Source organism: Desulfovibrio sp. SGI.133, from assembly GCF_050313955.1.
In the GTDB taxonomy this organism is placed as follows: domain Bacteria; phylum Desulfobacterota; class Desulfovibrionia; order Desulfovibrionales; family Desulfovibrionaceae; genus Desulfovibrio.
In genome coordinates this window covers 317,051-343,287 of record NZ_JBNPMK010000003.1, presented here as the reverse complement: position 1 = coordinate 343,287, position 26,237 = coordinate 317,051, and the positions used below count along the sequence as shown (strand labels likewise).

General features: G+C 64.2%; 23 protein-coding genes and 1 tRNA gene. 12 read left to right on the top strand and 12 right to left on the bottom strand.

The genetic code is table 11. The annotated features are described in order from the left end of the window. Nucleotides 1-16: 16 nt before the first annotated feature. Entirely contained in the window at nucleotides 17-1,741 is a 1,725-nt protein-coding gene (locus ACQRBR_RS06600) for a glutamine--tRNA ligase/YqeY domain fusion protein (protein ID WP_006007487.1), read from the bottom strand. A 191-nt stretch (nucleotides 1,742-1,932) separates the two neighbouring features. On the opposite strand from ACQRBR_RS06600, the gene ACQRBR_RS06595 reads away from it, so the two are divergent. From ACQRBR_RS06595 to ACQRBR_RS06580, 4 genes are all read left to right on the top strand, one after another. Beyond that, nucleotides 1,933-2,027, top strand: a tRNA-Ser gene (locus ACQRBR_RS06595). Between the two features lie 75 nt (nucleotides 2,028-2,102). After that, nucleotides 2,103-2,792 (top strand): hypothetical protein, encoded by a 690-nt coding sequence (locus ACQRBR_RS06590; RefSeq protein WP_427812608.1) that lies wholly within the window; start codon nucleotides 2,103-2,105, stop codon nucleotides 2,790-2,792. A 203-nt stretch (nucleotides 2,793-2,995) separates the two neighbouring features. Then, entirely contained in the window at nucleotides 2,996-3,373 is a 378-nt protein-coding gene (locus ACQRBR_RS06585) for an HNH endonuclease (protein WP_204625914.1), read from the top strand. Nucleotides 3,374-3,539: 166 nt separating this feature from the next. Next, a complete protein-coding gene (locus tag ACQRBR_RS06580; RefSeq protein WP_303880464.1) occupies nucleotides 3,540-4,241 on the top strand; it encodes a YczE/YyaS/YitT family protein in 702 nt (233 codons plus the stop codon). 315 nt (nucleotides 4,242-4,556) lie between these two features. On the opposite strand, the gene ACQRBR_RS06575 is transcribed toward ACQRBR_RS06580, so the two are convergent. Further along, entirely contained in the window at nucleotides 4,557-5,315 is a 759-nt protein-coding gene (locus ACQRBR_RS06575) for a DUF4952 domain-containing protein (RefSeq protein ID WP_427812607.1), read from the bottom strand. A gap of 353 nt (nucleotides 5,316-5,668) precedes the next feature. Further along, nucleotides 5,669-6,523, bottom strand: coding sequence for a bifunctional methylenetetrahydrofolate dehydrogenase/methenyltetrahydrofolate cyclohydrolase FolD (gene folD, locus ACQRBR_RS06570; protein ID WP_040369739.1), 855 nt, complete (start codon nucleotides 6,521-6,523; stop codon nucleotides 5,669-5,671). Nucleotides 6,524-6,759: 236 nt separating this feature from the next. Here folD and ACQRBR_RS06565 point away from each other — a divergent pair, with 236 nt between their 5' ends. Next, nucleotides 6,760-9,768, top strand: a complete 3,009-nt coding sequence (locus ACQRBR_RS06565; RefSeq protein WP_427812606.1) for an EAL domain-containing protein — start codon at nucleotides 6,760-6,762, stop codon at nucleotides 9,766-9,768. A gap of 191 nt (nucleotides 9,769-9,959) precedes the next feature. On the opposite strand, the gene eno is transcribed toward ACQRBR_RS06565, so the two are convergent. The 3 genes from eno to ACQRBR_RS06550 form a co-directional block, all read right to left on the bottom strand. Next, a complete protein-coding gene (gene eno, locus ACQRBR_RS06560) occupies nucleotides 9,960-11,261 on the bottom strand; it encodes a phosphopyruvate hydratase (RefSeq protein WP_006007454.1) in 1,302 nt (433 codons plus the stop codon). Between the two features lie 207 nt (nucleotides 11,262-11,468). After that, entirely contained in the window at nucleotides 11,469-12,257 is a 789-nt protein-coding gene (locus ACQRBR_RS06555) for a type III pantothenate kinase (protein WP_040369738.1), read from the bottom strand. 355 nt (nucleotides 12,258-12,612) lie between these two features. Further along, on the bottom strand, nucleotides 12,613-13,551 hold the full coding sequence (locus ACQRBR_RS06550) for a TIGR01212 family radical SAM protein (RefSeq protein WP_427812605.1): 939 nt from the start codon (nucleotides 13,549-13,551) through the stop codon (nucleotides 12,613-12,615). 257 nt (nucleotides 13,552-13,808) lie between these two features. On the opposite strand from ACQRBR_RS06550, the gene ACQRBR_RS06545 reads away from it, so the two are divergent. The 7 genes from ACQRBR_RS06545 to gap all read left to right on the top strand — a co-directional run bounded on the left by ACQRBR_RS06545 (nucleotide 13,809) and on the right by gap (nucleotide 21,374). After that, nucleotides 13,809-14,849, top strand: a complete 1,041-nt coding sequence (locus ACQRBR_RS06545) for a rod shape-determining protein (RefSeq protein WP_006007445.1) — start codon at nucleotides 13,809-13,811, stop codon at nucleotides 14,847-14,849. A gap of 81 nt (nucleotides 14,850-14,930) precedes the next feature. Next, entirely contained in the window at nucleotides 14,931-15,821 is an 891-nt protein-coding gene (gene mreC / locus ACQRBR_RS06540; RefSeq protein WP_297140025.1) for a rod shape-determining protein MreC, read from the top strand. Between the two features lie 3 nt (nucleotides 15,822-15,824). Then, complete coding sequence (locus tag ACQRBR_RS06535; RefSeq protein WP_427812604.1) at nucleotides 15,825-16,295, top strand: hypothetical protein; 471 nt, start codon at nucleotides 15,825-15,827, stop codon at nucleotides 16,293-16,295. After that, complete coding sequence (gene mrdA / locus ACQRBR_RS06530) at nucleotides 16,282-18,291, top strand: penicillin-binding protein 2 (RefSeq protein ID WP_427812603.1); 2,010 nt, start codon at nucleotides 16,282-16,284, stop codon at nucleotides 18,289-18,291. Before ACQRBR_RS06535 ends, mrdA begins: the two co-directional genes overlap by 14 nt. An 18-nt stretch (nucleotides 18,292-18,309) precedes the next feature. Beyond that, nucleotides 18,310-19,416: a rod shape-determining protein RodA gene (gene rodA / locus ACQRBR_RS06525; protein WP_303880474.1), complete on the top strand. Its 1,107-nt coding sequence runs from the start codon at nucleotides 18,310-18,312 to the stop codon at nucleotides 19,414-19,416. A 252-nt stretch (nucleotides 19,417-19,668) separates the two neighbouring features. Then, nucleotides 19,669-20,223: a GAF domain-containing protein gene (locus tag ACQRBR_RS06520; protein ID WP_204626458.1), complete on the top strand. Its 555-nt coding sequence runs from the start codon at nucleotides 19,669-19,671 to the stop codon at nucleotides 20,221-20,223. 134 nt (nucleotides 20,224-20,357) lie between these two features. Then, nucleotides 20,358-21,374 (top strand): type I glyceraldehyde-3-phosphate dehydrogenase, encoded by a 1,017-nt coding sequence (gene gap, locus ACQRBR_RS06515; RefSeq protein WP_303880477.1) that lies wholly within the window; start codon nucleotides 20,358-20,360, stop codon nucleotides 21,372-21,374. Between the two features lie 376 nt (nucleotides 21,375-21,750). On the opposite strand, the gene ACQRBR_RS06510 is transcribed toward gap, so the two are convergent. From ACQRBR_RS06510 to ACQRBR_RS06485, 6 genes are read right to left on the bottom strand one after another with little or no spacing between them, the layout of a single operon-like run. After that, the gene (locus ACQRBR_RS06510; protein ID WP_289616306.1) at nucleotides 21,751-22,431 is read right to left on the bottom strand and encodes a DVU0298 family protein; all 681 of its coding nucleotides are present in this window, start codon (nucleotides 22,429-22,431) and stop codon (nucleotides 21,751-21,753) included. A gap of 16 nt (nucleotides 22,432-22,447) precedes the next feature. Next, nucleotides 22,448-23,047, bottom strand: a complete 600-nt coding sequence (locus ACQRBR_RS06505; RefSeq protein WP_006007419.1) for a lysine exporter LysO family protein — start codon at nucleotides 23,045-23,047, stop codon at nucleotides 22,448-22,450. Continuing rightward, nucleotides 23,044-23,406, bottom strand: a complete 363-nt coding sequence (locus ACQRBR_RS06500; RefSeq protein ID WP_427812602.1) for a LysO family transporter — start codon at nucleotides 23,404-23,406, stop codon at nucleotides 23,044-23,046. Before ACQRBR_RS06500 ends, ACQRBR_RS06505 begins: the two co-directional genes overlap by 4 nt. 10 nt (nucleotides 23,407-23,416) lie before the next feature. Beyond that, complete coding sequence (locus tag ACQRBR_RS06495) at nucleotides 23,417-24,325, bottom strand: hypothetical protein (protein WP_427812601.1); 909 nt, start codon at nucleotides 24,323-24,325, stop codon at nucleotides 23,417-23,419. Next, entirely contained in the window at nucleotides 24,307-25,536 is a 1,230-nt protein-coding gene (gene coaBC, locus ACQRBR_RS06490; protein WP_427812600.1) for a bifunctional phosphopantothenoylcysteine decarboxylase/phosphopantothenate--cysteine ligase CoaBC, read from the bottom strand. The genes ACQRBR_RS06495 and coaBC overlap by 19 nt, the downstream gene beginning before the upstream one ends. After that, the gene (locus ACQRBR_RS06485) at nucleotides 25,533-26,204 is read right to left on the bottom strand and encodes a hypothetical protein (protein ID WP_303880483.1); all 672 of its coding nucleotides are present in this window, start codon (nucleotides 26,202-26,204) and stop codon (nucleotides 25,533-25,535) included. Before ACQRBR_RS06485 ends, coaBC begins: the two co-directional genes overlap by 4 nt. Nucleotides 26,205-26,237: the final 33 nt, after the last annotated feature.

Sequence of the window (26,237 nt, the reverse complement as noted above, 5' to 3'; positions counted from 1 at the left end):
ACCTCTTTCGCCGGGGCTAGGCGTTCTTCTTTTCCTGCTTGGCCCAGGAGTCGCGCAGGCCCACGGTGCGGTTGAAGACCGGACGCTCGTCGGTGCTGTCCTTGTCCTTGCAGAAGTAGCCCACACGCTCGAACTGCACCTTGGCGCCCACTTCCTTGGCAGCCAGGGCCGGTTCCAGCATGGCGGTCACTTCGCGCAGGGAGTCGGGATTGATGGCATCCAGGAAGGTCTGGCCTTCGGGCATGGCATTGGGGTTCTCGGCCGAGAACAGATGCTCGTACAGGCGCACGGTGGCGGGCACGGCATGGCGCGCGGAGACCCAGTGGATGGTGCCCTTGACCTTGCGGCCGTCGGGGCTCTGGCCGCCGCGGCTCTCGGGATCGTAGGTGCAGCGCAGTTCCACCAGATTGCCGGCATCGTCGTACACGGCTTCGCGGCAGGTGATGAAATAGGCGTAACGCAGACGCACTTCCGCGCCGGGCGCCAGACGGTGATACTTCTTGGGCGGATCCTGACGGAAGTCGTCGCGTTCGATCCACAGTTCACGCGAGAAGGGCACGGTGCGGCTGCCGTAGGCGGCATCCTCGGGATGCCAGGGCATCTCGAACTCTTCCACCTGGTCTTCGGGGTAGTTCTCGATGACCACCTTCACGGGATCCAGCACGGCCATGGCGCGCGGGGTGTGGGCGTTGAGGTATTCGCGGATGCAGAATTCCAGCACCGCGTAATCCACCATGGAATCGGAGCGGGCGATGCCGATGCGGCTGCAGAACTCGCGCAGGGCTTCCGGCGGCACGCCGCGGCGGCGCAGGCCGCTCAGGGTGGGCATGCGCGGGTCGTCCCAACCCTTGACGTAGCCTTCCTTCACCAGCTGGATAAGCTTGCGCTTGGACAGCACCGTGTGGGTGAGGTTGAGGCGCGCGAATTCGATCTGCTGGGGATGATACACTTCCAAGGCATCCAGCACCCAGTCATAGAGCTCGCGGTTGTTCTCGAACTCCAGCGTGCAGATGGAGTGGGTGATGCCTTCCAGCGAGTCCGACAGGCAGTGGGTGAAGTCGTACATGGGATAGATGCACCACTTATTGCCCGTGCGGTGATGTTCGGCATGGCGGATGCGGTACAGGGTGGGGTCACGCATGACCAGATTGGGCGAGGCCATGTCGATCTTGGCGCGCAGCACATGCTCGCCGTCGGCGAATTCCCCGGCGCGCATGCGGCGGAACAGGTCCAGGTTCTCTTCCACGCTGCGGTTGCGGCAGGGGCTCTCCTTGCCGGGACGGGTCAGGGTGCCGCGGTACTCGCGGATCTCGTCGGCGCTCAGGTCGTCCACATAGGCCTTGCCCTTGAGGATGAGCTGCTCGGCGTATTCGTAGAGCTTGTCGAAATAGTTGGACGCATAGAATTCGCGGTCGTCCCATTCGCCGCCCAACCACTTCACGTCCTCGCGGATGGAATCCACGTATTCGGTGTCTTCCTTGACGGGGTTGGTGTCGTCGAAACGCAGGTTGCACATGCCGCCGAACTCGCGCGCCACGCCGAAGTTCAGGCAGATGGACTTGGCATGGCCCAGATGCAGGTAGCCGTTGGGTTCCGGAGGAAAGCGCGTGTGCACCTGACCCCCGAAACGACCCGACGCGTTGTCGTCCATGATGCGGGCGCGGATGAAGTCCACACCGGCTTTGGGATTGTCGTTGCTTTCCGCGGCAGCGGCCACGGTCTCGGCCTTGTTTTCGCTCATGGCGTTGTTCCTCCGTAAGATATTGAACGCAGCAGGATACGCCAAGCCGGTACGGGGGTCAACGCTGCCCGCCGGGCCTTCCCGGCAAAGACGAAGATTTTTTTGTGCCTTTGCCGCATTTTCCCTTGACAGATACCCCCTTCCCGACTAATGTACAGCCTCACGCGGGAATGACGATGTCTTCCCTGAGCGGAGAGGTGTCCGAGTCGGCCGAAGGAGCTCGCCTGCTAAGCGAGTATACGGGCTTAAACCTGTATCGAGGGTTCAAATCCCTCCCTCTCCGCCATCTAAAGCGCACAAAGCGGTTCATTCTGAAGAATGGGCCGCTTTTTTGTTATTCGTTCTTGCTAAGGAGGCCATCATGCAAGGAACAGACCTTATCGAGGCGCTGAAAACAGCTTTGCATAAAAACACCAATAGAGAATTGGCACCTTATCTGGGAATCACTGAAGCGCGTATCAGTCAGCTGTACCAGCAAAGAAAGAATCTGTCCGCACGTCAGATTGTTAGCCTCATCCGCCATACATACGAAGTGGCACAAAGGGAAGCACGAGAACAGGCTTTTCAAACAGCCATCAGTCCACTCGTGGAGTTTTACCCTATCGACCTGACACTCAGCAGAAGGGCAGCCAACTGGGAACTCTTCGATGCGAACAGTAGCACATATGCCGCCGGTCTCAGAGACTCACTGGAAGAACACCACGGGATTTACGTCTTCTTCGACAGCAGAGGAAAATCTATCTATGTTGGGAAAGCCAAAAGACAAAGTCTCTGGATGGAGATGAATTCTGCCCTCAATAGGAAAAGAAAAAATTTGCAACGTATGATGCTCGTTAGTCATCCTACACGGAACCAACAATTCATACCATCTTGCGATAAGCCGAGACATATCATTGAGTGCAATGTATTCCTTTCTGATATCGCGACCTACTTCAGTGCCTATAGCGTTGCCGATGAGTTCATCGATATTGCAGAATCCCTGCTGATACGCTGTTTTCCCAATAACTTGCTCAATAAAAAAATGGAGCAAGCTGTATTTAGCAACGACTAGTTTCCCAGCCGGCAGAATTTCCCCAAGCCATCCCAACCTATCGGGATGGCTTTCTTTTTTGATGATCCAGCTGCCCTTGAAAGATTTCCCCCACAGTGTCCGCATTCTGGAACACCGTCATGGCAACCTTGAAGGATCGGGCGTCTGCCCGGCAGGCCCGGCAAAGCGCCGAAGCTACACCGCAAACAGCAGGACGATACACCATGAGCGACAGACATGGACGCAGCAACAAGGAGCGCTTCCCGCGCCGCAAGGACGAGGAAGGGCGGATGCTTTGCCGCATGTGCGGCCAGCGCACCCTGGACAACCGCCACACCTTCTGCGGGCCCCGCTGCCTGCGGGACTTCTTCATGCTCACCGACTGGTCGCGTGTACGTCAGGTGGTCTATGTGCGCGACGGCGGCATCTGCATGAAGTGCGGCGCCCTGGTCAGCAAAAAGAACTTTCATGTGGACCATATCGTCCCCATCGCAGCCGGGGGGGACGAATGGGACCTGTCCAACCTGGAGCTTTCCTGTCCGCAGTGCAACCTGCAAAAAGGGACACGGGAAGAAAAAGAATACGTCGTCCTCAAGCGCTGACCGGCCTCCCCCGCCTGTCCGGCCGGCCCTGTGACCAGTGCCCCTCCTTGCAGTCTTCCCCGCAATGATTACTCTGTGTCTCACACGCCGGTCAGGAGCTCCCCGGCAGCCGTCCCAGGGGGGAGACGCGCTGCGTCCCGGGCATACCGCGTGCAAGGGGGCCATCGTGAAAACTTCGGATGTCGTCAAACGGTATAGCTGTCTTTCCGTTTCACTGTTCTTCAACGCTCTGGGCATCGCCCTGATCACCCAGGCCCACCTGGGCACCACCCCCATCACGACCCTGCCGTATACGCTGGCCGCCATCTTTGGCCTGACTCTAGGCACCACGACTTTTGCCTGCAACCTGCTCTTCCTGCTGCTCCAGCGCATCCTGCTCCAACGCAGGCTGGGCATCGCGGAGCTCTTGCAGATCCCGGCGGTGCTTATTTTCAGCGTGTTCATCGACTTCTGGATGCACCTCACCGGCGCGCTGGTCACGGACGTCTATGTCTGGCAGATCGTCATGTGTATCGTGGGCAGCGCCGTGCTGGGCGCGGGCATCAGTCTTGAGATCATGAGCAATGCCACGGTCATCCCCGGCGAAGGCCTAGTCATCGTCATCGCGGCACGTTCCCGCAAGAACTTCGGCAACATCAAGGTCCTGTTCGACTGCTCGCTGGTCCTGGCCTCGTGTCTTCTCGGCCTTGCCGTGCTGGGCAGCATCGTGGGCCTGCGCGAAGGCACCGTGATCTCGGCCGTCCTGGTGGGCATGTTCGCCCGCCTGTCCTCCCCCTGGACGCGCAAGCTGAAGCCCCTGCTCTGGTCTCCGGAACAGCGCCAGCTCCTGCGCCACATCAAGGAGGAGATGCCGCCCCGGCAAAAGTGACGCCTTTCCGGAAGGATGCCCCTCTGCCTGCCGACGCCGGCAGCACGGGACAGGCGTCCGACAGCCACGGCCACGGCGGACACGGCCATCCTTTTCGTGCTGTCCTCCCGGCGTTCCTGCCGTCTCTGGCCCCTGTGCGGCCTGACTGCTTGCACATGCCGTGATAAAGCCTTGCCGTGCCGCTGGCTCCCAACACCACCTCGCCCTGGTGACCGCGCTAGATGCCGCCCTGCACCGGCCTTCTGCATCCGCCCCGCAGGACATGCCAAAGCCCGTCCAAGCCACGCCCGCGAGCAGGCGTCACACGATCATCGTTTACCGGGGCAGCTCCAAACGCACTGTTACCGCGAACCAGATTACCTTGCCCCAGTCTTCCCGCTGCGGTGCGAAGGTCCCCTGCTGCGGGACCTCTCCCATGCTCACCGTGCAGAAGGGCCCCTTCTTTGGAGCTCTGTCCGCAAGGGCTGCGGCCCCCTCCTCAGCGGAAGCACTCGGTACAGCGGCCGGGCTCCCCTCCGCTATGCTTCCGGCAGCTATGACAGTCCCGTCCTTTGCTGCAGAAGCAGAGACGTCGACAGGCGGCAGGTCGTCCGCGCTACTCCCGGCGGTATCGGTGTCAGCTTCGGGCAGACCGTCCCGCAGTCCTTCGACCGACAAAAACGTGCCCGCCAGCTGTTCTCCGGGCCTGCCCTTCTCTAGGCTCTGCCACAGATCGAACCGCCCTTCCCCGCTTTCCGGCAGCTGCCAAATACCCATCTGGCGCTCCAGAGCGGCCATACCGGTGCGCTCCCGCAAGGCCTTCTCCACAGCAACGGCCTGCGGCCCCGGCACACGATACCGCGCCGTGAGCATCCGGCGGCCTGTGCGCGGCTCCGTGGCCGGACGGCAATACAAATATTCCAGCCCTTCCGGCTTGAGTTTCGCCTCTTCCAGAAAATCGGCACAGCGGTAGCCCGGCTCCACCTCCGCCGTCGGGCCGGACAGCCCCGGCAGGAGCAGGACCGGCCCGCTGTCGGCCGCCCGCGCGGGTACGACCAGATACAGGCCCAGCAGCAGGGCCATCATCATACGCATGATGCGTCTCCTTCCATTCCAGTTTCACAGCCCCGTCCTTTCGGGAACGCGGCTATTGGCCTACCACGGCCCGGCGGCGCAATCAGGGTATCTGCACCGCCCGCCGGACATCCGGCATGCCCGCTCTGCAGAGGATAAACGCCTCTGGCTGTCCGCCAAGATCCCAGCCCGGCATTGCGGAAAAATAGATGGAGGACAGCCAGCCCCTTCCATAGACAGCTCGGCATTCCCGACACCGGAACGACACAGGCAGATGGGGCGATCCTGCGGAAATATCCCCGGCGGGACAAAAAAAGGGGAAGGATGCAAGACGCTTCCTTCCCCAATAGTCGGGCTATGCCGGGGCCGAGCCGTTACGCACGGCTTTCCCAAGCCTGAACGGTGTTCTTCAGCAGCATGGCGATGGTCATGGGCCCCACGCCGCCGGGCACGGGCGTGATGGCCGCGGCCTTCTTGCTCACGGATTCGAAATCCGCGTCGCCGCACAGGCCGTCGTCCGTGCGGTTGATGCCCACATCGATGATCACCGCGCCTTCGCGGACCATGTCGCCCGTGATCATGCGCGGACGGCCGATGGCCAGAAAGAGGAAGTCCGCACTGCGGCATTCCGCAGCCAGATCGGGCGTGCGGGAGTGGCACAGGGTCACCGTGGCATCGCCGAATTCGCCGGGACGGGCCAGCAGCAGGGCCAGGGGCTTGCCCACGATGTCCGAACGGCCCAGCACCACGGCCTTCTTGCCGCGGGTGGGCAGGTTGTAGCGGCGCAGCAGCTCGATGACGCCCGCCGGCGTGCACGAGACCATGCCGGGCAGGTTGAGGGAAAGACGCCCCACGTTCTCAGGATGGAAGCCGTCCACGTCCTTGGCCGGGTCGATGGCCAGCAGGCAGGCGGAGGCGGAAAGATGTTTGGGCAGGGGCAGCTGCAGAAGGATGCCGTCCACGTCGTCACGGCCGTTGAGTTCGGCGATGAGGGCCAGCAGGGCCTCCTGCGTGGTATCGGCAGGCAGGCGGTAGGGGAAGGAAAGGATGCCCGCCTCGGCGCAGGCACGTTCCTTGTTGCGCACATAGACCTGCGATGCGGGATCTTCTCCCACCAGGATCACGGCCAGGCCGGGAGCGCGGCGGCCGGCCGACACAGCGGCCTCCACCTGGGCCTTGAGTTCCGCGCGGATGTCGCGGGCAGTCTGCTTTCCATCAATAAGGATCATGGCGACCTCGTGGCTGACGTTGGCGCCGGGGCCGGCGCGTGGAAGGGGCGGAGTATACTCCGGGAGCGCGCCAAGCTCAAGTCCGCGATATCCCTGACCCATAGGTACCGGAGCGCCTTGCGCTCCGAGCACGATACGTTGTACATTCAAACTTTGTACGGCCCTTCCTGCCCAAGGAAGTCCCTGCTGCCGTGATGCCATGTCCCCCATGCGGCGGCATGATGTGAGAACGTACTATGCTCCGAACTTTGCTGCTTTTCCTGCTTTGCCTGCTCCTGCCCGTTCCTCAGGGAGCTCTTTCCGCCTCCTCCGGGAAAGCCCCGGTCCAGGCGGAAACGGACCTGCCCCTGAACAGGACGACTTTCCACTTTTTCTCTCCCGAAGATATCGCCGCCAATTATAAAGCATCCAAGATCGTCCGTGTGGGCTATTTCGACCAGCACGGCGTTTTCGAAGGCGAAGGGGAACACCTCTCCGGCTATGCCGTGGCCCTGCTCACGGCCATCTCGCGCTATACGGGATGGGAATACAAGTGGGTCAAGATCCGCTTCGACGAGCTGGCCCAGCGCCTGGACGACGGTACCATCGACCTTTCCTGCGGCATCAGCTTCACGCCCGAGCGTTCCCGGCTCTACAGCTTTTCCAAACTGCGCGCCGGATACGAGAATACCTGTCTGCATGTCTCCAGCATGAGCGACATGCACTACATGGATCTGGAAGCCTTCAACGGCATGCGCATCGGCTTCTTCACCGATTCGCTCCAGCATGACGTGATGAAGCGCTTTGCCGCCCAGAACGGTTTTTCCTTCGAGTCGGTCTTCTTTGAGGAAAGCAACGAGATGTCCCAGGCCCTGGCCGAAGGCCGCATCGACGGCTATGTGGACGGCGTCCTCCAGGGCAAGGGCACCAAGGTGGTGGCCACCATCTCCACGGACCCCTTCTTCTTCGTCACCCGCAAGGATGACAGTGCGATCATGGACCCGCTCAACGAGGCCATGCGCCAGATCCTGCTGAACCACCCCACCTACCTGGCCCGCCTGTACGACAGTTATCTCAACATCTCCTCGGACGTGCCCGTGGTCTTCACCCGGTCCGAATGCCGCTGGCTGAAGACGAAACCTGCCATCCGCGTGGCCTACAGCCGCGAACAGGACATGATGGACCCCGAACACGGGGGCAATTTCCTCTATGCCTTCCTGAAGATGCTGGAACGCCAGAGCGGCATTCGCTTTGAGTTCCTTCCCCTGCCCTCCTATGATGCCTGCCTCAAGGCGCTGGCCGACGGTACGGCGGACATCATGCCCGACGTCTATCCCCAGCTTTCTTTCCTGCGCAGCCAGAACATCTTTTCGGGCAGGACCTTCTATAACGCCCCCATCACGGTGGTGGGCCGGCTCCACGCCAAAAAGATCCCCGGCCAGGCCTGCACGGTGGGCTTCACCCGCGAGATGCGCAGCGTGATGCTGGCCTACCAGAGCGCCTATCCCGAGGACATCCCCAGGGTCTTCCCCAATATCGAGGCCTGCCGCAAAGCTTTCGAGAAAGGGGAAGTGGACGTCTATCTCTGGCCCTATCCCGCCGCCGCCCTCCAGGACGATCCGCCCAAGGACGGGCTGCTGCTCCCCACCCGGGCCATGTATCCCATGGCACTGGGCATCTCGCCCCATGCCTCGCCCTTCGTGACCTCCGTGCTGGACAAGGTCATCACCTCCACCACCACGGCCACCATCGACGCCCTGCTCCTCTCCGCCGCGCCGGATTCCCTGCTGGACGTCATCCGCCGTTTCCTGCGCCGGAACCTTGTGGAGACGCTCTGCGGCCTGGGACTGCTGCTGGTCCTGATCATGCTCTTCGTCATGCGCCACAACAGGCGGCGTCTGGCTGATCTCCGCGCGGCGGCGCTCACCGATCCCGTGACGCAGGGCCCCAACCGGGCCAGGTTCCTTATAGATGCGGCCAAGATCCTGCAAAAGGACCCGCGGCGTTACTATCTGTCCACCATCAATATCCGCAAGCTCAAGCTCATCAACCGGGCCTGCGGCCTGCGCACCGGGGACAGCCTGATCCGCTTCTGCAACCGCGAGTTCGCCCTGCGCAGCCGCCAGGGGGAACTGGCCGCCTACAGCGGCTCGGGACAGTATCTCCTGCTCTGGAGATGCCCTGACGAGAGCACTTTCACCCAGCGCATGGAAGAGCTGTTCAGCGTCGCGGACATGGCCCGCAAGCTGTACCAGCGCCCGGTGAGCTTCTCCTGCGGTGTGTACGTCATCCGCAACGACGCCGACATGGAAGAACACGAGCCGCAGCCCACATCGGGGACGGGAAAAAACGTCAATGAATCCGAGCACTTCGTCTCCCGTTATCTGCTCTATGCCGAAACGGCGGAAGCCAGCATCGCTTCCGGCGGCTACCGCTCGCAATTCCTGATATACAACGAGCTCATCGGGGCCCGGCAGCTCAAGGCCAACGACATCGAGAACCGTATGGTCAACGCCCTGGAGCATGGGGAGTTCACCGTCTTCATGCAGCCCCAGGTCTGCCTTGCGGACAGGAGATTGCACGGGGCCGAGGCCCTCATCCGCTGGCAGGGCCCGGATGGGAAGATGGTCTACCCCGACGAATTCATCCCCCTGTTCGAGCAGAACGGCTTCATCCGTGAACTGGACCTCTTTGTCCTGGATACGGTCTGCGCCTGGATACGCCGCCGCCTGGACGAAGGCAAAAAGGTGCCCCCCATCAGCATCAATCAATCCAAGGCCCTGTTCTTCCACGACAACTATGTCGAGACCGTCCTCGGCATCGCGGCCCGCCACGACGTTCCCGCCCACCTGCTGCATGTGGAGGTCACGGAAAGCATGGCCTGGCTGGATGAAGAAGCCTTCATCCGTACCCTTGATGCCCTGCGCCGTGCGGGCATCGGCCTGAGCCTCGACGACTTCGGCAAGGGCTATTCCTCCATGGCCATGCTGCATTCCTTCGGCTTCGACACCATCAAGCTGGACCGGGCTTTCCTGGCCCCCGGACAGGATAAGCAGCGCTCGGTCTGGATCATCATCTCCTCGCTTGTGGACATGGCCCGCCGCCTCGGCATCGAGATCCTCTGCGAGGGCGTAGAGACCGAAGACCAGCTGCAAAAGCTCCTTGCCTCGCACTGCAAATACGGACAGGGCTATCTCTTCTCCCCGCCCATGAATCTGGAGACCTTCGACGCCTATGTGGACGCCCACGACCTGGAGCGGAAATAGCCGCATGCTCCAGAGGGTCTCTCCTTCGACGGAGAAGGGCTCCGTCTGACGCCCCCCAAATGCAAAGCGCCGCCTTCATCAAAAGAAGGCGGCGCTTTTGTCCGGCAAGCTCTCCCTGCCGCATAAAAAAGGGGGCCTTGCGGCCCCCTCGGGAATGCGGATGACGGCAGGTCGTACCTGCGTCTGCCGGATTAGTCTTCGCTCTCGTCCAGGGCGTAGTATTCCGCCAGCATGGGACCGAAGAATTCGGCGCCGTCGCCCAGTTCTTCTTCGATGCGCAGCAGCTGGTTGTACTTGGCCATGCGCTCGGAGCGGCACAGGGAGCCGGTCTTGATCTGGCCGGCGTTGACGCCCACGGCCAGGTCGGCGATGAAGCTGTCTTCGGTCTCGCCGGAACGGTGGGAGACCACCGTGGTGTAGGCGGCTTCTTTGGCCATCTCGATGGTGTCCAGGGTCTCGGTCACGGTGCCGATCTGGTTCAGCTTGATGAGGATGGAGTTGGCCACGCCTTCGGCGATGCCTTCAGCCAGGATGGAGGGGTTGGTCACGAACACGTCGTCGCCCACCAGCTGGGTGCGTTCGCCCAGGCTGGCGGTCAGCATGCCCCAACCGTCCCAGTCGCTTTCGGCCATGCCGTCTTCGATGGAGATCAGGGGGTACTTGCTGGTGAACTCGGCCAGCCACTGGGCCATTTCGGCATTGTTGAAGGTCTTGTTCTCACCCTTCAGCACGTACTTGCCGTCCTGATAGAATTCGGAAGCGGCGGCGTCGATGGCCAGGGCCACTTCGCTGCCGGGGATGTAGCCGGCTTCTTCGATGGCCTTGACGATGTAGCTGAAGGCTTCGTCGTGGTTCTTCAGGTTGGGGGCAAAGCCGCCTTCGTCGCCCACGCTGGTCACGTGGCCGTCCTTTTCCAGCAGCTTTTTCAGCACGTGGAAGATCTCGGAACCCATGCGCAGGGCATCACGGAAGCTCTGGGCGCGCAGGGGCATGATCATGAATTCCTGGATATCCAGGTTGTTGGGGGCGTGGGCGCCGCCGTTGATGATGTTCATCATGGGCGCGGGCAGCACCTTGGCGTTGACGCCGCCCAGGTACTTGTACAGGGGCAGGCCCAGGTATTCGCTGGCGGCACGGGCGCAGGCCATGGACACGCCCAGCATGGCGTTGGCGCCCAGACGGCTCTTGTTGTCGGTGCCGTCCAGGTCGATGAGGGTGTTGTCCAGCTGCACCTGCTGCAGGGCGTCCAGGCCCAGCAGGGCGTCAGCGATCTCGCTGTTGACGTTCTCCACGGCCTTGGTCACGCCCTTGCCGCCGTAACGCTTGCCGCCGTCACGCAGTTCCAGGGCTTCACGGCTGCCGGTGGAGGCGCCGGAAGGCACGGCCGCGCGGCCGCTGTGGCCGGACTCCAGAGAAACTTCCACTTCCACGGTCGGATTGCCGCGCGAATCCAGGATCTCGCGGGCATACACAGACGCAATGCTGCTGCTCATAATCGCTCCTTTGAAGGTTGATTCTTCCGCCGCGCGAAAGAGTCGTTTTCTCCGCTGCGCCCCCACGGGCGGTGGCGGGGCCATTGTCCGGCGACAGGGAAGCCCTGCCGCAAAAATCTTTCTTCCCCACAAGGGGGCGTCCGGGCCCTGCGCGCGACGGCAGGCCCGGGCCCACTGCCGCACGGGGCGGCACGGCCGGTACGGTCCTCAATAGGGGTGACGTTCGTAATACAGGCGGCGCAGGCCCTCCAGCAAGAGCGAAGGCAGCACGGCATCGAAGACGTCGGGGCTGATGCGCGCGATGGACGGGGCAAAACCGCCCGTGGCCAGCACCAGGCAGTCACCGGGCAGGCCTTTTTTCAGGCGCTGCGTCAGGCCTTCCACCATGCAGGCGAAGCCGAAGACCAGGCCGTGCTGGATACTCACCGACGTGCTGCGGCCGGGCGCGGGCTCCAGGGCGTCCACGTCCAGGTTGACGCGGGGCAGCTGGGCCGTTTCGCGCGCCAGGGCCGAGATGGCCGTGCGCGGGCCGGGAAAGATCAGGCCGCCGAGGTAGGCATTGCCGCTGATGCAGTCAAAGGTGACGGCCGTACCGAAATCCACCACGATGAGGGATTCCGGGCCGGGATGCAGACGGCGCGCCTCATAGGCGCCCACCAGGCGGTCGGCGCCCACTTCCTGCGGGCGCTCGTAATGGTTCTGCAGGGGGATGGGCATGTCCTGCGGCACCATCCACAGGGGGCAGCCCAGATAGCGCTGGACGGCTTCACGCAACAGGGGATCGAAACCCGGCACCACCGACGAGGCCACACAGGCCGTGAAACGGGGCTCGGCACCGGCGTGGCGCAGCAGCTCCAGCAGGGTCAGGCCCAGACTGTCCGAGGTCTGGGCGGGGTCCGTGCGCAGATTGTAGGAGGTCATCACCCCCCGGGAGTCGGCCAGACCGACCTTGATGCAGGTATTGCCGATGTCGAAAAGAAGAAGCTCTGGCTGCATGTCATACTCCTTGGGGAACAGATGCCCCGCGCACAGGAATCCGCAGGCAGAAAGTATGCCAGAAAGCCCGCCCGTTCGCAAGGAAGGGCACGGCCGTTGCCTGCCGGTCTGCCGTACATCCTACCTTGCGTCACCACGCTGCCCGACGCTTCCCTTCCCCTGTCATCGACCCTACGAGCGTTTTTTGAAGGGGTGGGGGGGAGGTTGAGGGGGCGGGGAAACTTTTTTCCGCTGGGAGCGACCGAATGGCGGCCCGCAGGGCCGTGCCCGTTACGACGAAGGAAGTTACGGGCATCGACAGCAACGCAAAGTTTCCCCGCCCCCCTCAAAAACACTCTTTCATCCTTCTAGTCCCCTACCCGCCGAACCACTCCGGCCGGGCCTCCGCGGCATCGGCGCGGCAGCCCTGCCAGAGGCCGCGGGCGGCCAGGGCACGGCGCAAGTCGGTGATGATGCCGCGTTTTTCCAGGGCCCAGGCAGGGGCCAGCAGCTCGCCCGGAGCGGGGTCTGCCTGGATGCGCTGCATGACTACGGTGGAGGGGATGCGCGGCAGGGCGGCGCACAGCATGTCCACATATTCGTCCCGGGCAAGGGGACGGTAACCGCCCGCCCGCCACTGCCGGGCCAGTTCCGTACCCTGCGGCACATAGACGTTGTGCAGCTTGAGGCCCTGCATGCCCAGCGAGACGGCCCAGTCCACACCGTCGAGGAAATCGTTCTCGTCCTCGCCCGGCAGCCCGGCCATGAGGTGCCCGCAGACCAGCAGCCCGGCATCCAGGGCGGCGCGCACGGCATCTTCGGCCTGACGTGCCGTGTGGCCGCGGTTGATGCGGCGCAGGGTGTCGTCCCGGCAGGTCTGGAGGCCCAGCTCCAGCCAGACCTCGTCCAGCCCGCAACCGGCCAGCAGGGCCAGCTTTTCCCCATCCAGGCAGTCCGGCCGTGTGCCCACGGCGATGCCCCGGCAGCCGGGCAGAGCCGCCATCTGCTCCAGCAGGCGGGCCAGGCGGGAGGCCGGGCCGTAGGTATTGGAAAAGGATTGCAGATAGGCCATGAACAGGCGGTCGCTGTCCGTGGTGGTGTACTTGGTGTACCAGGCGTCCCACTGGGCGCGCAGGTCGAGGCCGCGCAGGCCCATGCCGGAACCGGAGCCGCTGTCGTTGCAGAAGATGCAGCCCCGCGCGGAGAGCGTGCCGTCCCGGTTGGGGCAGGTGGCGCCCGCATCCAGTGGAATTTTTTGCACCCGGACGCCGTATTTGCGCCGGAAATAGGTGGCCAGGGTATGCCAAAGCAGCATGATTCACGCCTTTTTAGCGGATTTTTTGGGGCCGCGGACAGGAGAAAAAATTTGTACTGTGTCCGCAACAGCTTGACTTCAAGCCCATTTTAGCCGAACAAGTTTTGTCTGCTGCCGTGCGCTTTTCGCCTGCAAGGCCATGGTTCCCGCGGGAACCGGCCCGGAGCCTTACGGCATCCCCCACAGGTTCCGCCCTCCCTTCTCCGCACGACCGGCAGCACCATACGCATACCAGTAGAACGAGGCAAGCTAGCGTAATGTCCAAAATTGTGGATTTCTTCTTGGGAATGTTCTCCAATGACCTGGCCATCGACCTGGGCACGGCCAACACCTGTGTCTATGTCAAGGGGCAGGGCATCGTCCTGCGTGAACCGTCCGTGGTGGCGGTCAAGAAAGATTCGCGCGGCAACACCGTGGTCCTGGCCGTGGGCGCCGACGCCAAGCGCATGCTGGGCAAGACCCCCGGCAACATCAAGGCCATCCGTCCCATGAAGGACGGCGTCATCGCCGACTTCGAGGTGACCGAGGCCATGCTGCGCCACTTCATCACCAAGGTGCACAATTCCCGCCATCTGGTTCGCCCCCGCATCATGGTCTGTGTGCCCACCGGCATCACGCAGGTGGAAAAGCGTGCGGTCAAGGAATCGGCCCAGTCCGCCGGTGCCCGTGAGGTCTACCTCATCGAGGAGCCCATGGCCGCCGCCATCGGCGCCGACCTGCCCATCCAGGAGCCTACCTCCAACATGGTGGTGGACATCGGCGGCGGTACCACGGAAGTGGCCGTCATCTCCCTGGCCGGCATCGTCTATGCCCGCTCCGTGCGCGTGGGCGGCGACAAGATGGACGAAGCCATCATGACGCATGTCAAACGCAAGTATAACATGCTCATCGGCGAAGCCTCGGCGGAAGAGATCAAGATCAAGATCGCCTCGGCCTATCCCATGGATCCCGAACAGCAGATCGAGGTCAAGGGCCGCGACCTGGTGACGGGCATCCCGCAGAACATCATCATCACCTCCGAGGAAGTGCGCAAAGCCATCTCCGAACAGGTGGAAAGCATCGTGCAGGCCGTGCGCATCGCCCTGGAACAGACGCCCCCGGAACTGGCCGCCGACATCGTGGACCGCGGTATCGTGCTGACCGGCGGCGGCGCGCTGCTCAAGGGTCTCGACCAGCTGCTGCGCGAGCAGACCTCCCTGCCCATCACCGTGGTGGACGACCCCCTGTCCACCGTCGTCATGGGTACGGGCCGGGCCCTGGACAACATCCACGTGCTCAAAGACGTCTGCATCGACTAATCTTTGCAAGTGCAGGACGGCCCGTCGCCTTTTTCCGGCACGGCCGTCCTTTTTTTTCCTGCTGCTCTCACGGGTGCCACTGTGACATTCCGACGCTTTCTCCTCATGGCGGGCGGCCTTCTGGTGCTGTTTCTGGGCATGTATTCCTGGAACCAGCGCACGCACACGCTCGATGACATCGCCGCCAACGTCGGCCTGGAGATGAGCGGCACGGTGCTGGGCACCTTCGATTCCGTCAAGGGCAGCGTCATGGACGCCTGGCGGCGCTATGTGGATCTGGTGGGCGTGCGCGAAGAGAACGAGCGCCTGCGCGCCCAGGTGGCCGAACTGCAGGCCCGCATCGTCTCCCACGGTGAGGATCTGGCGGAACTGGCCCGGCTGCGCGAGCTGGTGCAGCTGCCCGTGGACAGCGCCTGGAAGCCCGTGGGCGCCCGCATCCTGGCCGGACGCATGGGCCCCAACGCCATCCAGGACAGCATCACCATCAACCGGGGCTACACCTCGGGCGCCCGCCCCGGCACCCCCATCGTCACCAACATGGGCCTTGTGGGCCGCGTGCTGCGGGCCAGCCCCCATGCCGCCACGGTCCTGCTCATCACCGACCCGGGCAGCCGCATCGCTGTGTTCGCCCAGCAGAGCCGCTCGGCCGGCATCCTGAGCGGACAGGGCCTGGAACAGCCGCTGGAAGTGGGCTTTGTGGAACGCGACGCCCCGGTGACCGCCGGGGAGATCCTCATCACCTCCGGCCTGGACGGCAAATATCCCAAGGGCATCCCCGTAGCCACCGTGGACAGCGTGGCCCCCTCGGACTCCACCCAGTTTTTGGCCGTCACGGCCCGACCCCTGGTGGACGTGCGCCGTCTGGAAGAGGTGCTGCTGCTGGAGCCCAGCGGCATCAACCGGCCCCTGCGCCCCAGCGAGCCCGCCCCGGATTTCGTGGGCCCGCCCCGGCCCCCCAAAAGGGAGCGCTAGCCCATGCAGGCCGTGCGCAACATCTTCTGGTGGCTGTGCTTCGTGGCCCTGGGCATCTGCGTGCAAAGCCTCGTCTCCTGCCTCGATGCCTTGGTGGTGGGGCTGGTCATCCTGTTGCAGGAAAGGGACTACAAGAACCTTTGCTGGCTGCTGCCGCTCTTCGTCCTGCTGCAGGAAGGCATAGGCACCAGCCCCTTCGGGGCCACCATCGTCTGGTACGCGCTGGTCTGCCTGATCTACCGCCTGCTGCGCTGGCTGCTGGGCCTGGGGAACTTCTTCCTCGTGCTGCTGCTCTCCGTCTGCCTGGGCGGGGCCTGCTTCGGCCTGGGCTGGCTGTTCTCCCCGCTCTATGCCGTGCATTTCGATCCGCAGGAATTTTTGGACAGGAGCCTGATCCAGGCCCTTTACCTGCCCGTGGCCTGGTTGCTTCTGACGGCCACGCGGCCCCTGGCATGTTCGCATGACGAAGAATAGGCGTATCTTCCCCTCTGCCGCTCTGGAACCGGCCTCTCCCCTGACGGAAGCCCCCCGCCGCAAGCGCAAGAACTGGCGTTCCTGGCTGACCATACAGGTGGAAAGCGAACGCTACCAGCCGCCGCGCAGCGGCATCCTGCTCCTGCAGGTGCTGGTGGGCATCTTCTTTTTCGTCTTCGTCACCCGCTTCTGGTACCTCCAGCTCCATCTGGGGCCGGAGATGACCACGCAGGCCCAGAAAAACCGCCTGCGCACGGAGCGCATCTTCGCCCCGCGCGGCCGCATCTTCGACGATCACGGTAATATCCTGGCCGACAACCGCACGGCCTACGGCCTGGCCATCATCCGCGAGGACTGCCCGGACATCCCCGCCACCCTGGCCCAGATCAGCCAGTGGACGGACACGCCGCTGGAGCAGCTCCAGAACCGCTACAATCAGGATCGCTTCAAGACCAAGCCCTTCGAGGCCCTGCCGCTGGTCTCCGGTCTGGATTTCGGCCAGGTGGCCCGCATCGAGGCCGAGCTGGTCAACTGGCCCGGCCTGGAGATCATGGTCCGCACCAACCGCTACTATCCCGAAAAAGACCTCTTCGCCCATGTGCTCGGCTATGTGGCCGAAGCCAACAGCGCCGAGATGGAGAAAGACCCCGATCTGGCCATGGGCGACCTGGTGGGCAAGGCCGGTCTGGAACTGGAGCTGGAAAAGCGTCTGCGCGGCCACAAGGGCCTGTACCAGATGGAAGTGGACGCCCACGGGCGCATGCTGGCCAAGAGCCTGAGCGAGGCCCCCAGCGCCGGACAGGAGCTGGCCCTTTCGCTGGACCGCGACCTGCAGCAGGCCGCCTGGGACGCTCTTGCCGGCGAGGCGGGCTGCGTGGTGGTCATGGAGCCGGACACCGGCAAGTTGCGCGCGCTGGTGACCTCCCCGGCCTACGACAACAATTTGTTCGCCGCGGGCATCTCCCGCCGCGACTGGGAAGCCCTGCGCACCAGCAAGCGCTATCCCCTGCAGAACCGCGTCATCCAGAGCGTCTACCCGCCGGGGTCGGTCTGGAAGCTGCTTATGGCCGTGTTCTTCCTCGAAAACGGCGTGGATCCCCGTGAGACAGTCTTCTGCGGCGGCCAGACCAAGCTGGGCAACCAGATTTTCCGCTGCTGGCGGCGCGGCGGTCACGGCAGCCAGACGCTGGAGCAGTCGCTCATCAACTCCTGCGACGTGTACTATTACATCATGGCCGAACGCCTGGGCATCGACAAGATCTCGGCCTTTGCCAAGCGCTGCGGCTTCGGCAGCCCCACCGGGGTGGACCTGCCCCACGAGCGTTCGGGCCTGGTGCCTTCGCGTGACTGGAAACAGCGCTACCGCAAGCAGGTCTGGGTACGCGGCGATACGTTCAACACCTCCATCGGGCAGGGCTTCACCCTGGTCACGCCCATCCAGATGGCCGTCTATGTGTCGGCCATGCTCAACGGCGGCGACCTGCTCAAGCCCCAGCTGCTGGAAGATGCCCCCCGCGAGGTACGAGGCCGCATCCCCGCCGAGCTGAGCCATCTGCGCTTCGTGGTCCAGGCCATGCGCCGCACGGCCGGGGGCGGCACCGCCAAGGTGGTGGGCCGCCACGATGCCGACATGGGCGGCAAGACAGGTACGGCCCAGGTGACCAAGCTGAAGATGACTGCCAACGACCGCCGTTTGCGCACCGCGGAGCTGGCCTACCTGCACCGTGACCATGCCTGGATCGCCACCTGGGGCAGCAAGAACGGCAAGACCTATGTGGTCATCGTCATGGTGGAACACGGTGGCGGCGGTTCCAGCGTGGCCGGGCCCGTGGCCAAAAAAGTCTACGAATACCTTTTCGGGCCGGATACCGCCGCGCCCGGCTACAGGGCCCCGGAAGCGCCCCAGCCCGCCGGCAGGATGCTGGGTCCCGCATCAGGTCCTCTGCCGGGCATGACCAACGACAGCAACGATTCCCCCAAGCGCCGTCGCCGCTGACGACAACAGGAACGCCCCATGGACAAGCGCCTTCTCGGCTATATCAACTGGGCACTGCTGGCCTGCATGCTGCTGCTCTATTTCACGGGCGTGGCCAACCTCTATTCCGCCAGCGGCACCCGCGTGGAAACCGGCTTCGCCTTCGAGAGCTTCTACCAGCGCCAGCTGATCTGGGGCCTGTGCGGCCTGGGCTGCATGCTGCTGGCCACGCTGTTCGACTACCGGCAGCTGCGCAACCTGGCCTGGCCCGCCTATCTGTTTTTTCTTGTGCTGCTGATGCTGGTGCCCCTGGTCGGCTCCACCTTTTACGGCGCCAAGCGCTGGATCTCCTTCGGCCTGTTCACCATCCAGCCTTCGGAACCCATCAAGATCGCCGTGCTCGTCCTGGTGGCGCGCCTGCTGGCCCGCGACAGCCAGCCCCTGGGCTGGAAAAACTTCTTTTCCGTCCTGGCCGTGGGTCTGGTGCCCGTGGTCTTCATCCTCAAGCAGCCCGACCTCGGCACGGCCATGATGGTGCTGCTCATCATGGGCGGCATGATCCTGTTCCACGGACTGCGCCGCTATGTGCTGGGCACCTGCCTGCTGGCCGTGCCCGGCGTGGCCGCCCTCATGTGGTGCGTGCTCATGCACGATTACCAGAAGCAACGCGTGCTCACCTTCCTCAATCCCGGCGACGACCCCCTGGGCGCGGGCTACCACATCCTGCAATCGCGCATCGCCATCGGTTCCGGCGAGCTGTGGGGCAAGGGCTACATGGAAGGCATGATGAACAAGCTCAACTTCCTGCCCGAGCGCCACTCGGACTTTGCCCTGGCCGTGTTCGGCGAAGAGTGGGGCTTTGTGGGCTGCGTGGTCCTGGTGACGCTGTTCTGCCTGTTTCTGCTGTCCATCTTCTCCACGGTGGTCCAGGCCAAGGACCGTTTCGGCAGCATGCTGGCCGTGGGGGTCTTCTTTTACTTTTTCTGGCAGATATGTATCAATATGGGCATGGTTATCGGGCTCATGCCCGTGGTGGGTATCCCCCTGCCCTTCATCAGCTACGGCGGCAGTGCCACAGTGGTGAACTTCACATTACTGGGTATCGTGCTTAATGTTTCTATGCGGCGCTTCATGTTCAAGAGCTGAGCCTGAGGCATGCCTGCCTGCACAGGCGTGCCGGGACGGAGATCTCCCACCTCCTTTCCCGGAGCACAGCCGGGAACCCGCCGCATGTCCCATCTGGATATCCCGTTGCCGGACGACCGGCCGACGACTATCCCATCCCCGCCGCCCTGCGCGCGTCCGTCATCCCCGGTAACGCGCTTACGCCCGGGGCGGCCAACGGCAATCACCGACGCCTGCCGGGGAAGGCGTCACCCCATCCAAAGGAGGTCTTCCATGCCCCAGGATTATTTCCGCGCCCTGCGTGATGTGGCCCTGGCCATCAATGCCAGCCTTGATCCCAAGGACGTGCTGCACAAGATCAGCGAGCACACGGCACAGACCATGAACTGCAAGGCCTGCACCATCCGCCTGCTGGACAGCACCGGGCACTTCCTGCTGCCCAGCGCCGCATACGGCCTCTCCGCCACCTACATGCGCAAAGGCCCCGTGGAAGTGAAACGCAGTGGCCTGGACAGCGAAGTGCTGTCCGGCAAGGCCATCCACCTGAAGGACGCCACCTCTGACGGCCGCTTCCAGTATCCCGAATCCGCCAAGGCTGAAGGCCTGGTCTCCGTGCTTTCCGCTCCCCTGAGCGTGGGCGGCAAGGTCATCGGCCTGATCCGCGTCTACTCCTCCGAAGAGCGTGAGTTCACCGCCGACGAAGACAGCTTCATGATGGCTGTGGCCGCCATCTCCGCCGTGGCCATCGAAAATGCCCGTCTGCATGACGCCCTGCGCAACAATTACGAGCTGATGGCCAAACACGCCTACTCGGTCTACGAAGACTAGCCGGCCTGCCGCACGTCCCGGCCCGCCGGGCCAGACGGCATGCGCCCCGGCATGACGGCATCAGGGGCCCTGCCCGCCGCCGTGCCGCTCCGCCCCCATCAAGACAGGAGCCCGCAAGGGCAAAGGTGAATACAATGAAAAAAGTTCGTGTCGGTATCAATGGTTTCGGCCGTATCGGCCGCCAGGTGTTCCGCGCCCTGCGCCAGACCTACGCTGATCGCGTGGAAGTGGTGGCCATCAACGACCTCTTCGACGCCACCACCAACTTCCAGCTGCTGGAGTACGACTCCGTCTACGGCCGCGCCTTCCTGGACGCCCAGGTGGACGGTCAGGAAGTGAAGGTCGGCGACTGGAACATCCACTGCTTCGCCGAGCGCGATCCCCATCAGCTGGCCTGGGGCCAGTATGACGTGGACGTGGTGGTGGAAAGCACCGGTATCTTCCGCAAGGCCTCCCAGGCGTCCGTGCACATGGACAACGGCGCCAAAAAGGTCATCATCACCGCTCCGGCCAAGGAAGAAGACATCACCATCGTCATGGGCGTGAACCACGACCAGTACGATCCCGAAAAGCACCATATCGTGTCCAACGCCTCGTGCACCACCAACTGCCTGGCGCCCGTGGCCCTGGTGCTGCAGCGCAACTTCGGCATCAAGCTGGGCAACATGACCACCATCCACTCTTACACCAACGACCAGCGCATCCTCGACATGGCCCACAAGGACCCGCGTCGTGCCCGCGCCGCCGCCTGCAACATCATCCCCACCTCCACCGGTGCCGCCCAGGCCGTGGCCAAGGTCATCCCCGAGCTGGCCGGCAAATTCACCGGCTACTCCCTGCGCGTGCCCACCCCCACGGTCTCCGTGGTGGACTTCAACGGCATCCTGGAAAAGGAAACCGACACCGAGACCCTGCTGGCCGCCCTCAAGGACGCCAGCGAGACCTACCTCAAGGGCATCCTGGGCTATAACACCCTGCCTCTGGTCTCCATGGACTTCAAGGGCGACCCGCATTCCTCCATCCTGGAAGCGCCCTACACCACCGTGCAGAACGGCAACCTGGTGAAGGTCGTTGCCTGGTACGACAACGAATGGGGCTACTCCAACCGCGTCTGCGACCTCATCTGCCTGATGCAGGAAAAGGGTCTGTAAACAATCCTCCAGAGCGGACCTCCTCTGCTCCGGCATCCCCATGAACACAAAAGGCCACCCGATTCGGGTGGCCTTTTTCATGCGCGCCATGCGCCCGGCAGCGTCAGAAGAGGGCCGCCGTCACGCAGATAGCCTGCTCCCCTACTTTTCTTTCCAGCCCAGGACGTCCGCGTCATCCTTCACGCTCCATCCACCAGACACAAAAAAATCCCCCGCAGCACCGGGGGACCATCGAACACGGTACGGACAGGGGCACCACGCTCCCTGTCCCATGACCAGAACAGCGTTTTTTGAAGGGAAAGGGGGAGCTTGAGGGGGAGAGGGGAACTTTTTCCAAGAAAAAAAGTTCCCCTCTCCCCCTCAACAGAGCATCACTCTATCCCAGGGCCTCGCGGGCCAGCTCGGAAACGGTCTTTTCCACCACCTTCTCGCCGTCGAAGACCTCGCAGATCTCCTCATGTCCGGCTTCGGCCAGACGACGCAGGGCCGGAGCATCCATAAAGTCGCGCGGCAGCTGGGCAAGGGCCCAGGCGGCCATACCACGGCAGGGGATATCCTCGTCCTCCAGTCCTTTCAGCAGCCAGGGACGGGCGATGACGGCCAGGTCCTGCCGGGCCTGCGCCAGACGACCGATGGCCCAGAAGCAGGAGCGGCGCAGCGGGCCGTGGTCGCAGAAGTTGTCGTCCCGGCCCAAGTCGATGACATAGGAGATGAGCACCCGGTGGAACTCCTTGGCCGCGCGGGGGCAGGCGGCCAGCACTTCGCCGAAGGCTTCGGGGATGCCCCAGCCGATATTGCCGGACTCCTCGTTCATGTGCCACATGAGGCGGCGCATGATGTTATGCATGTCTTCGGCGCTGCCCTCTTCCAGACCGGCCACCACCTGCCCCAGGGCCAGGGCGGCCTTGTGGCGCATGAGCGGTTCCAGCAGCAGGAAGGAGAAGAGCGGCCCCACGGCGGGCTGGCCCATGGAGCGCAGTTCAGGCAGATGGTCACGCCAGTCGGGCGCGGAAAGCAGATCTTTCAGTTGCTGTTTGACGGCACGCATACGGGCCATGGCGCAGCTCCTTGCGTTACAGGGTACAGAAGAAAGTCACCCAGAAAGGCACGCTGAAATCCAGGATCATGGCGTGCACGATGGAAACGAACACCCACTGTTTGCCCGCAAAGCGGGTGATGACCGGCAGGGTGGAATCCATGGTGGACGCGCCGCCGCACGAGATGGCGGCCAGCGGGCTGATCCAGCGTACCATGAGCGGCGTGAAAAGCAATGTGGCCAGCTCGCGCATGATGTTGGCCAGCAGGGCCACGGTGCCCAGCTCCGCGCCTTTGTACTGGGTGATGAAGATGGACGAAAGGGAATAATAGGCAAAGCCGGAACCCACGGCCAGGCATTCGCTGAGGGAATAGGCCAGCGTGATGCTGGCCAGGGCCGCCCCGGCAAAGGTGCCCACGGTGGTGGCCAGGGGCAGCAGCAACACCCGGGGCCGCAGGGTACGCAATATCTCGCCCAGACGGCGGTCGTGCCCGATGGAGATGCCCACAAGGAACATCAGCACATAGAGCACGTAGAGCGTGCCGTCGTGCTCCAGGAAATAGTCCGGTATCCAGCCCAGCCAGGCCAGCAGCACGCCCAGCACGAAACAGCCCAGGATCATCAGGCTCCCGCTCATGCCCGGCCCTCCCCGTCTTCCCGATCGTGACGCACGCTCATGGCCGCGCCCGCGTCCTCGCTGACGGTGTCAGCGGCCGCATGGCGCTGGGGCCCGGCACCGGGGAAGAAACGGCGCACGGCCACGATGCAGATAAGGCTGCCCGCCACGCAGGCCACGGTGAGCACCAGGGCCTTGCCGCCCAGCACGGGCAGGTTGGTCATCAGGGTCTCGTTGCCGCCCACGGCCACGCCGAGGGCGAAGAGCATGAGCATGATGGTGGGAGAGATGGCGCGGCCCAGCAGTTCGGGCCACTGAAAAGAGCGCAGGGCAAAGCCCAGGGCGATGCCCGTGAGCATCAGTCCGATAGCAGTGAACATGGCGTTGTTTTCAGCGTCTGGAGATCTGTTGCAGCGCCCGGCGCACAAAGGCCAGCATGGCCGCGTAGCGCTGCGGTTCATCAAGAAGGAATTCCACGTCCCAGAGCACCCAGACCAGCGTGCCGCGATGCCGCAACTGCTGGAGAGGGCGCACCCCGGCGGGCAGCCCCAGGGCGCGGGCCGCCACGGAACCCATGACCACCACGGCCCGGGCATGCAGGGCCTGCACACCGGACCAGAACACGTCGGCATTGGGCTGGTAGCGGGGCCTGTCCTCCCCCTCGGCCGGGGCCGGGGAGGCGGGCATGGCGTCAGGATCGGGCAGGCAGGCGGGCCAGAAGGTACTGGTGCCCGCCGGATAGGCCAGATCCTGCATGAGACGGCGGAAAAAGGCGCTGCGCTGCGCCTTGCCCGGGGCCTGTGCTTCGCAAAGGTCCGGGCCAAGGTTCCAGTAGGTCCAGACCACCCGTCCCTGCCGGGTGCGCGAAAGACGCTCCTGCCAGACGGCGGGCCAGACGTGGGGCGGCAGGGGCCGCCAGCTCCTGACCGGTGCGGCGGTCTCCGGGGCCTGTTCCGCAGGTTGCGGACGGGCCGGACGCCGCTGTTCCGGGGCGGACGCTGCGGGAGCAGACGCGCCGGGAGCGGAAGAAGCCGCAGGGGCATATCCCTGTCTCACGGCCTGTGCCGGTGCGGCGGGCGCACTGCCCCGGCCTTCCTGCTGCAGCTGGGAAGGCAATGGACGCACGGGACGGGGCGCCCGCGGGGCCGCAGGCTGCGGACGGCGCACGGGCGCGGCCGGGACGGCGTCCGGCATGACGCACAGGGAAAGCTCCGGGGGCAGATCCTCGGGCATGAGCAGCCAGTTGAGGCCGCGTGCCTGCCAGGGGGCCGCCAGCGGGTTTACAAGCGCAAAAGCCACGAACAAAGATCCCAGGCCACATCGGCCTTGCTCTGGTTGGGCCAGATCTCTTCATGGCCGGTACGGTCCACCACGGCCATGCTGTTGGTGGCCGCGCCGAAGCCGCTGTCGCCGCTGTTGACGCGGTTGCCCGCCAGCAGGTCGGCATCCTTGCGGGCGCGCTTGCCCCGGGCCAGCTCCAGCAGGCTGTCCATGTCGGGCGTGGTCTCGGCCGCAAAGCCCAGCACTTTCTGCCCTTCCCGCCGCTGGTGCGACAGGGTCCGCAAAATATCGGGATTGGCCGTGAAGCGGATGCTGAAGCCGTCCTGCCGCCCTTCTTTCTTGAACTTCTGCGGGCCCAGCGGTTCGGGCGAAAAGTCCGCCACCGCGGCGCAGAACAGGCCCATATCCATGCGGGGCCAGCAGTCGGACGCGGCCTCGAACATCTCGCGGGCGCTGCCCACGCCGATGCGCTCCACCCCGGCGGGCAGGTCGGGGCAACCGGGCCCGCACACGGCCGTGACCTCGGCCCCGCGCAGCCAGGCGGACGTGGCCAGCGCCGCGCCCATGGTACCGCTGCTGGGATTGGTCCAGTAGCGCACGCCGTCCCACTTTTCACGGGTGGGGCCCATGGTCAGCATGACGCGCTGTCCCGCCATATCCTGCGGCGAAAGGGCACGCAAGGCGGCCAGGAAAAGATCCTCCACCGGGGCCAGACGGCCCTGGCCGGTATCGCCGCAGGCCGTGCCGCCGCAGCCGGGCACGACGACCTGGGCTCCACGCCGCCGCAGGGTGGCCACATTGTCCTGGGTGGCCGGGTGCCGCCACATGCGCGGGTTCATGGCCGGGGCCACCACCAGCGGCCCGTCAAAGGCCAGCGCCTGCGCCGAGAGCATGTCCGACGCCGCTCCGGCCGCCAGACGCGACAGGGCGTCGGCCGAGGCCGGGGCCACCAGCATGGCCTGGGCCCGCTGGCCCGGCTCCAGATGATCGAAGACCTCGTCGCCCTCGAACATGCGGCCATAGACCGGCATGGCGCCCAGGGCCTCGAAAAGAAGAGGCGTCACGAAACGGCGCGCGCCGTCGGTGAGGGTGACGGAAACGTGGATGTCCAGGGCGTGCAGGGCGCGCAGCAGATCCAGCGCCTTATAGCAGGCGATGGAGCCGCACACGCCCAGATGCAGACGCTTGCCCGCGAAACGGCGGCTGTTGTGGAAGGGCGACGCGCTCACAGCAGACGCTCCTGCAGACCGCTGCCGCTGCTGCTGCCGCCCGAAGAGGAGCCCCAGCCCCCGCTATTGCCTACCGGAGGCGGCGTGCTGCCGCCGTCGGGCGTCTCGAAACCGCCGCCCGTGGCGGGCCCGTTGCTCTCGAAGCCGCCGCCGGAAGCACCGTCGGAGCTGCCGCCAAAGCCGCCGAAACCGCCGCTGTTCTGGCTGCCTTCGCCGCGCAGGGGCAGGAGATTCAGGGAGGAACCGTCGGCCAGCTTTTCCGAGACCCAGATCTCGGCCACGCAGCTGTAAACTGTCTGCGAATACAGACTGATCACGGCAAGGCGGTTACCGTTCTCAAAGGCCAGCATGATGCGGTCGGCCTTGCGCAGGCTCATGCGCACGTTCCAGCCCGCCCCCTGCATGTTGTTGAACAGACTCTGCGCCACCTGCATCCGGTCGGCCTGACCGTACGCGGTCTCCATGCCCTGGGGCTGGCCGTCGCTGCCGGTGGTGCGGGCGCAGTGCTGCGTGGAAAGTTCCATGCCCGCAGGCAGACTGATGCCCAAAAGCTGGCTGCTCGCGGCGGTCGGCGTGGATTCAAAGGGGTTGCTGATGCCCAGGTCCGCGCAACCGGCGGCGCTGGCCAGGAAGACCCCAAGGATCAAGGTGACAAGTAGGCGTCGCATTGGCTATACTCCTTCAACTGTCGTCCGGAAGGC

Coding starts and splice junctions, on each gene's coding strand:
- ACQRBR_RS06585 (WP_204625914.1), top strand. CDS start 2,996: ATGAGCGACAGACATGGACGCAGCAACAAGGAGCGCTTCCCGCGCCGC.
- ACQRBR_RS06550 (WP_427812605.1), bottom strand. CDS start 13,551: ATGCTGCTTTGGCATACCCTGGCCACCTATTTCCGGCGCAAATACGGC.
- ACQRBR_RS06565 (WP_427812606.1), top strand. CDS start 6,760: ATGCTCCGAACTTTGCTGCTTTTCCTGCTTTGCCTGCTCCTGCCCGTT.
- ACQRBR_RS06535 (WP_427812604.1), top strand. CDS start 15,825: ATGCAGGCCGTGCGCAACATCTTCTGGTGGCTGTGCTTCGTGGCCCTG.
- gap (WP_303880477.1), top strand. CDS start 20,358: ATGAAAAAAGTTCGTGTCGGTATCAATGGTTTCGGCCGTATCGGCCGC.
- rodA (WP_303880474.1), top strand. CDS start 18,310: ATGGACAAGCGCCTTCTCGGCTATATCAACTGGGCACTGCTGGCCTGC.
- ACQRBR_RS06485 (WP_303880483.1), bottom strand. CDS start 26,204: ATGCGACGCCTACTTGTCACCTTGATCCTTGGGGTCTTCCTGGCCAGC.
- eno (WP_006007454.1), bottom strand. CDS start 11,261: ATGAGCAGCAGCATTGCGTCTGTGTATGCCCGCGAGATCCTGGATTCG.
- ACQRBR_RS06505 (WP_006007419.1), bottom strand. CDS start 23,047: ATGAGCGGGAGCCTGATGATCCTGGGCTGTTTCGTGCTGGGCGTGCTG.
- ACQRBR_RS06600 (WP_006007487.1), bottom strand. CDS start 1,741: ATGAGCGAAAACAAGGCCGAGACCGTGGCCGCTGCCGCGGAAAGCAAC.
- ACQRBR_RS06590 (WP_427812608.1), top strand. CDS start 2,103: ATGCAAGGAACAGACCTTATCGAGGCGCTGAAAACAGCTTTGCATAAA.
- ACQRBR_RS06545 (WP_006007445.1), top strand. CDS start 13,809: ATGTCCAAAATTGTGGATTTCTTCTTGGGAATGTTCTCCAATGACCTG.
- ACQRBR_RS06520 (WP_204626458.1), top strand. CDS start 19,669: ATGCCCCAGGATTATTTCCGCGCCCTGCGTGATGTGGCCCTGGCCATC.
- ACQRBR_RS06555 (WP_040369738.1), bottom strand. CDS start 12,257: ATGCAGCCAGAGCTTCTTCTTTTCGACATCGGCAATACCTGCATCAAG.
- ACQRBR_RS06510 (WP_289616306.1), bottom strand. CDS start 22,431: ATGGCCCGTATGCGTGCCGTCAAACAGCAACTGAAAGATCTGCTTTCC.
- ACQRBR_RS06500 (WP_427812602.1), bottom strand. CDS start 23,406: ATGTTCACTGCTATCGGACTGATGCTCACGGGCATCGCCCTGGGCTTT.
- ACQRBR_RS06575 (WP_427812607.1), bottom strand. CDS start 5,315: ATGCGTATGATGATGGCCCTGCTGCTGGGCCTGTATCTGGTCGTACCC.
- folD (WP_040369739.1), bottom strand. CDS start 6,523: ATGATCCTTATTGATGGAAAGCAGACTGCCCGCGACATCCGCGCGGAA.
- mrdA (WP_427812603.1), top strand. CDS start 16,282: ATGACGAAGAATAGGCGTATCTTCCCCTCTGCCGCTCTGGAACCGGCC.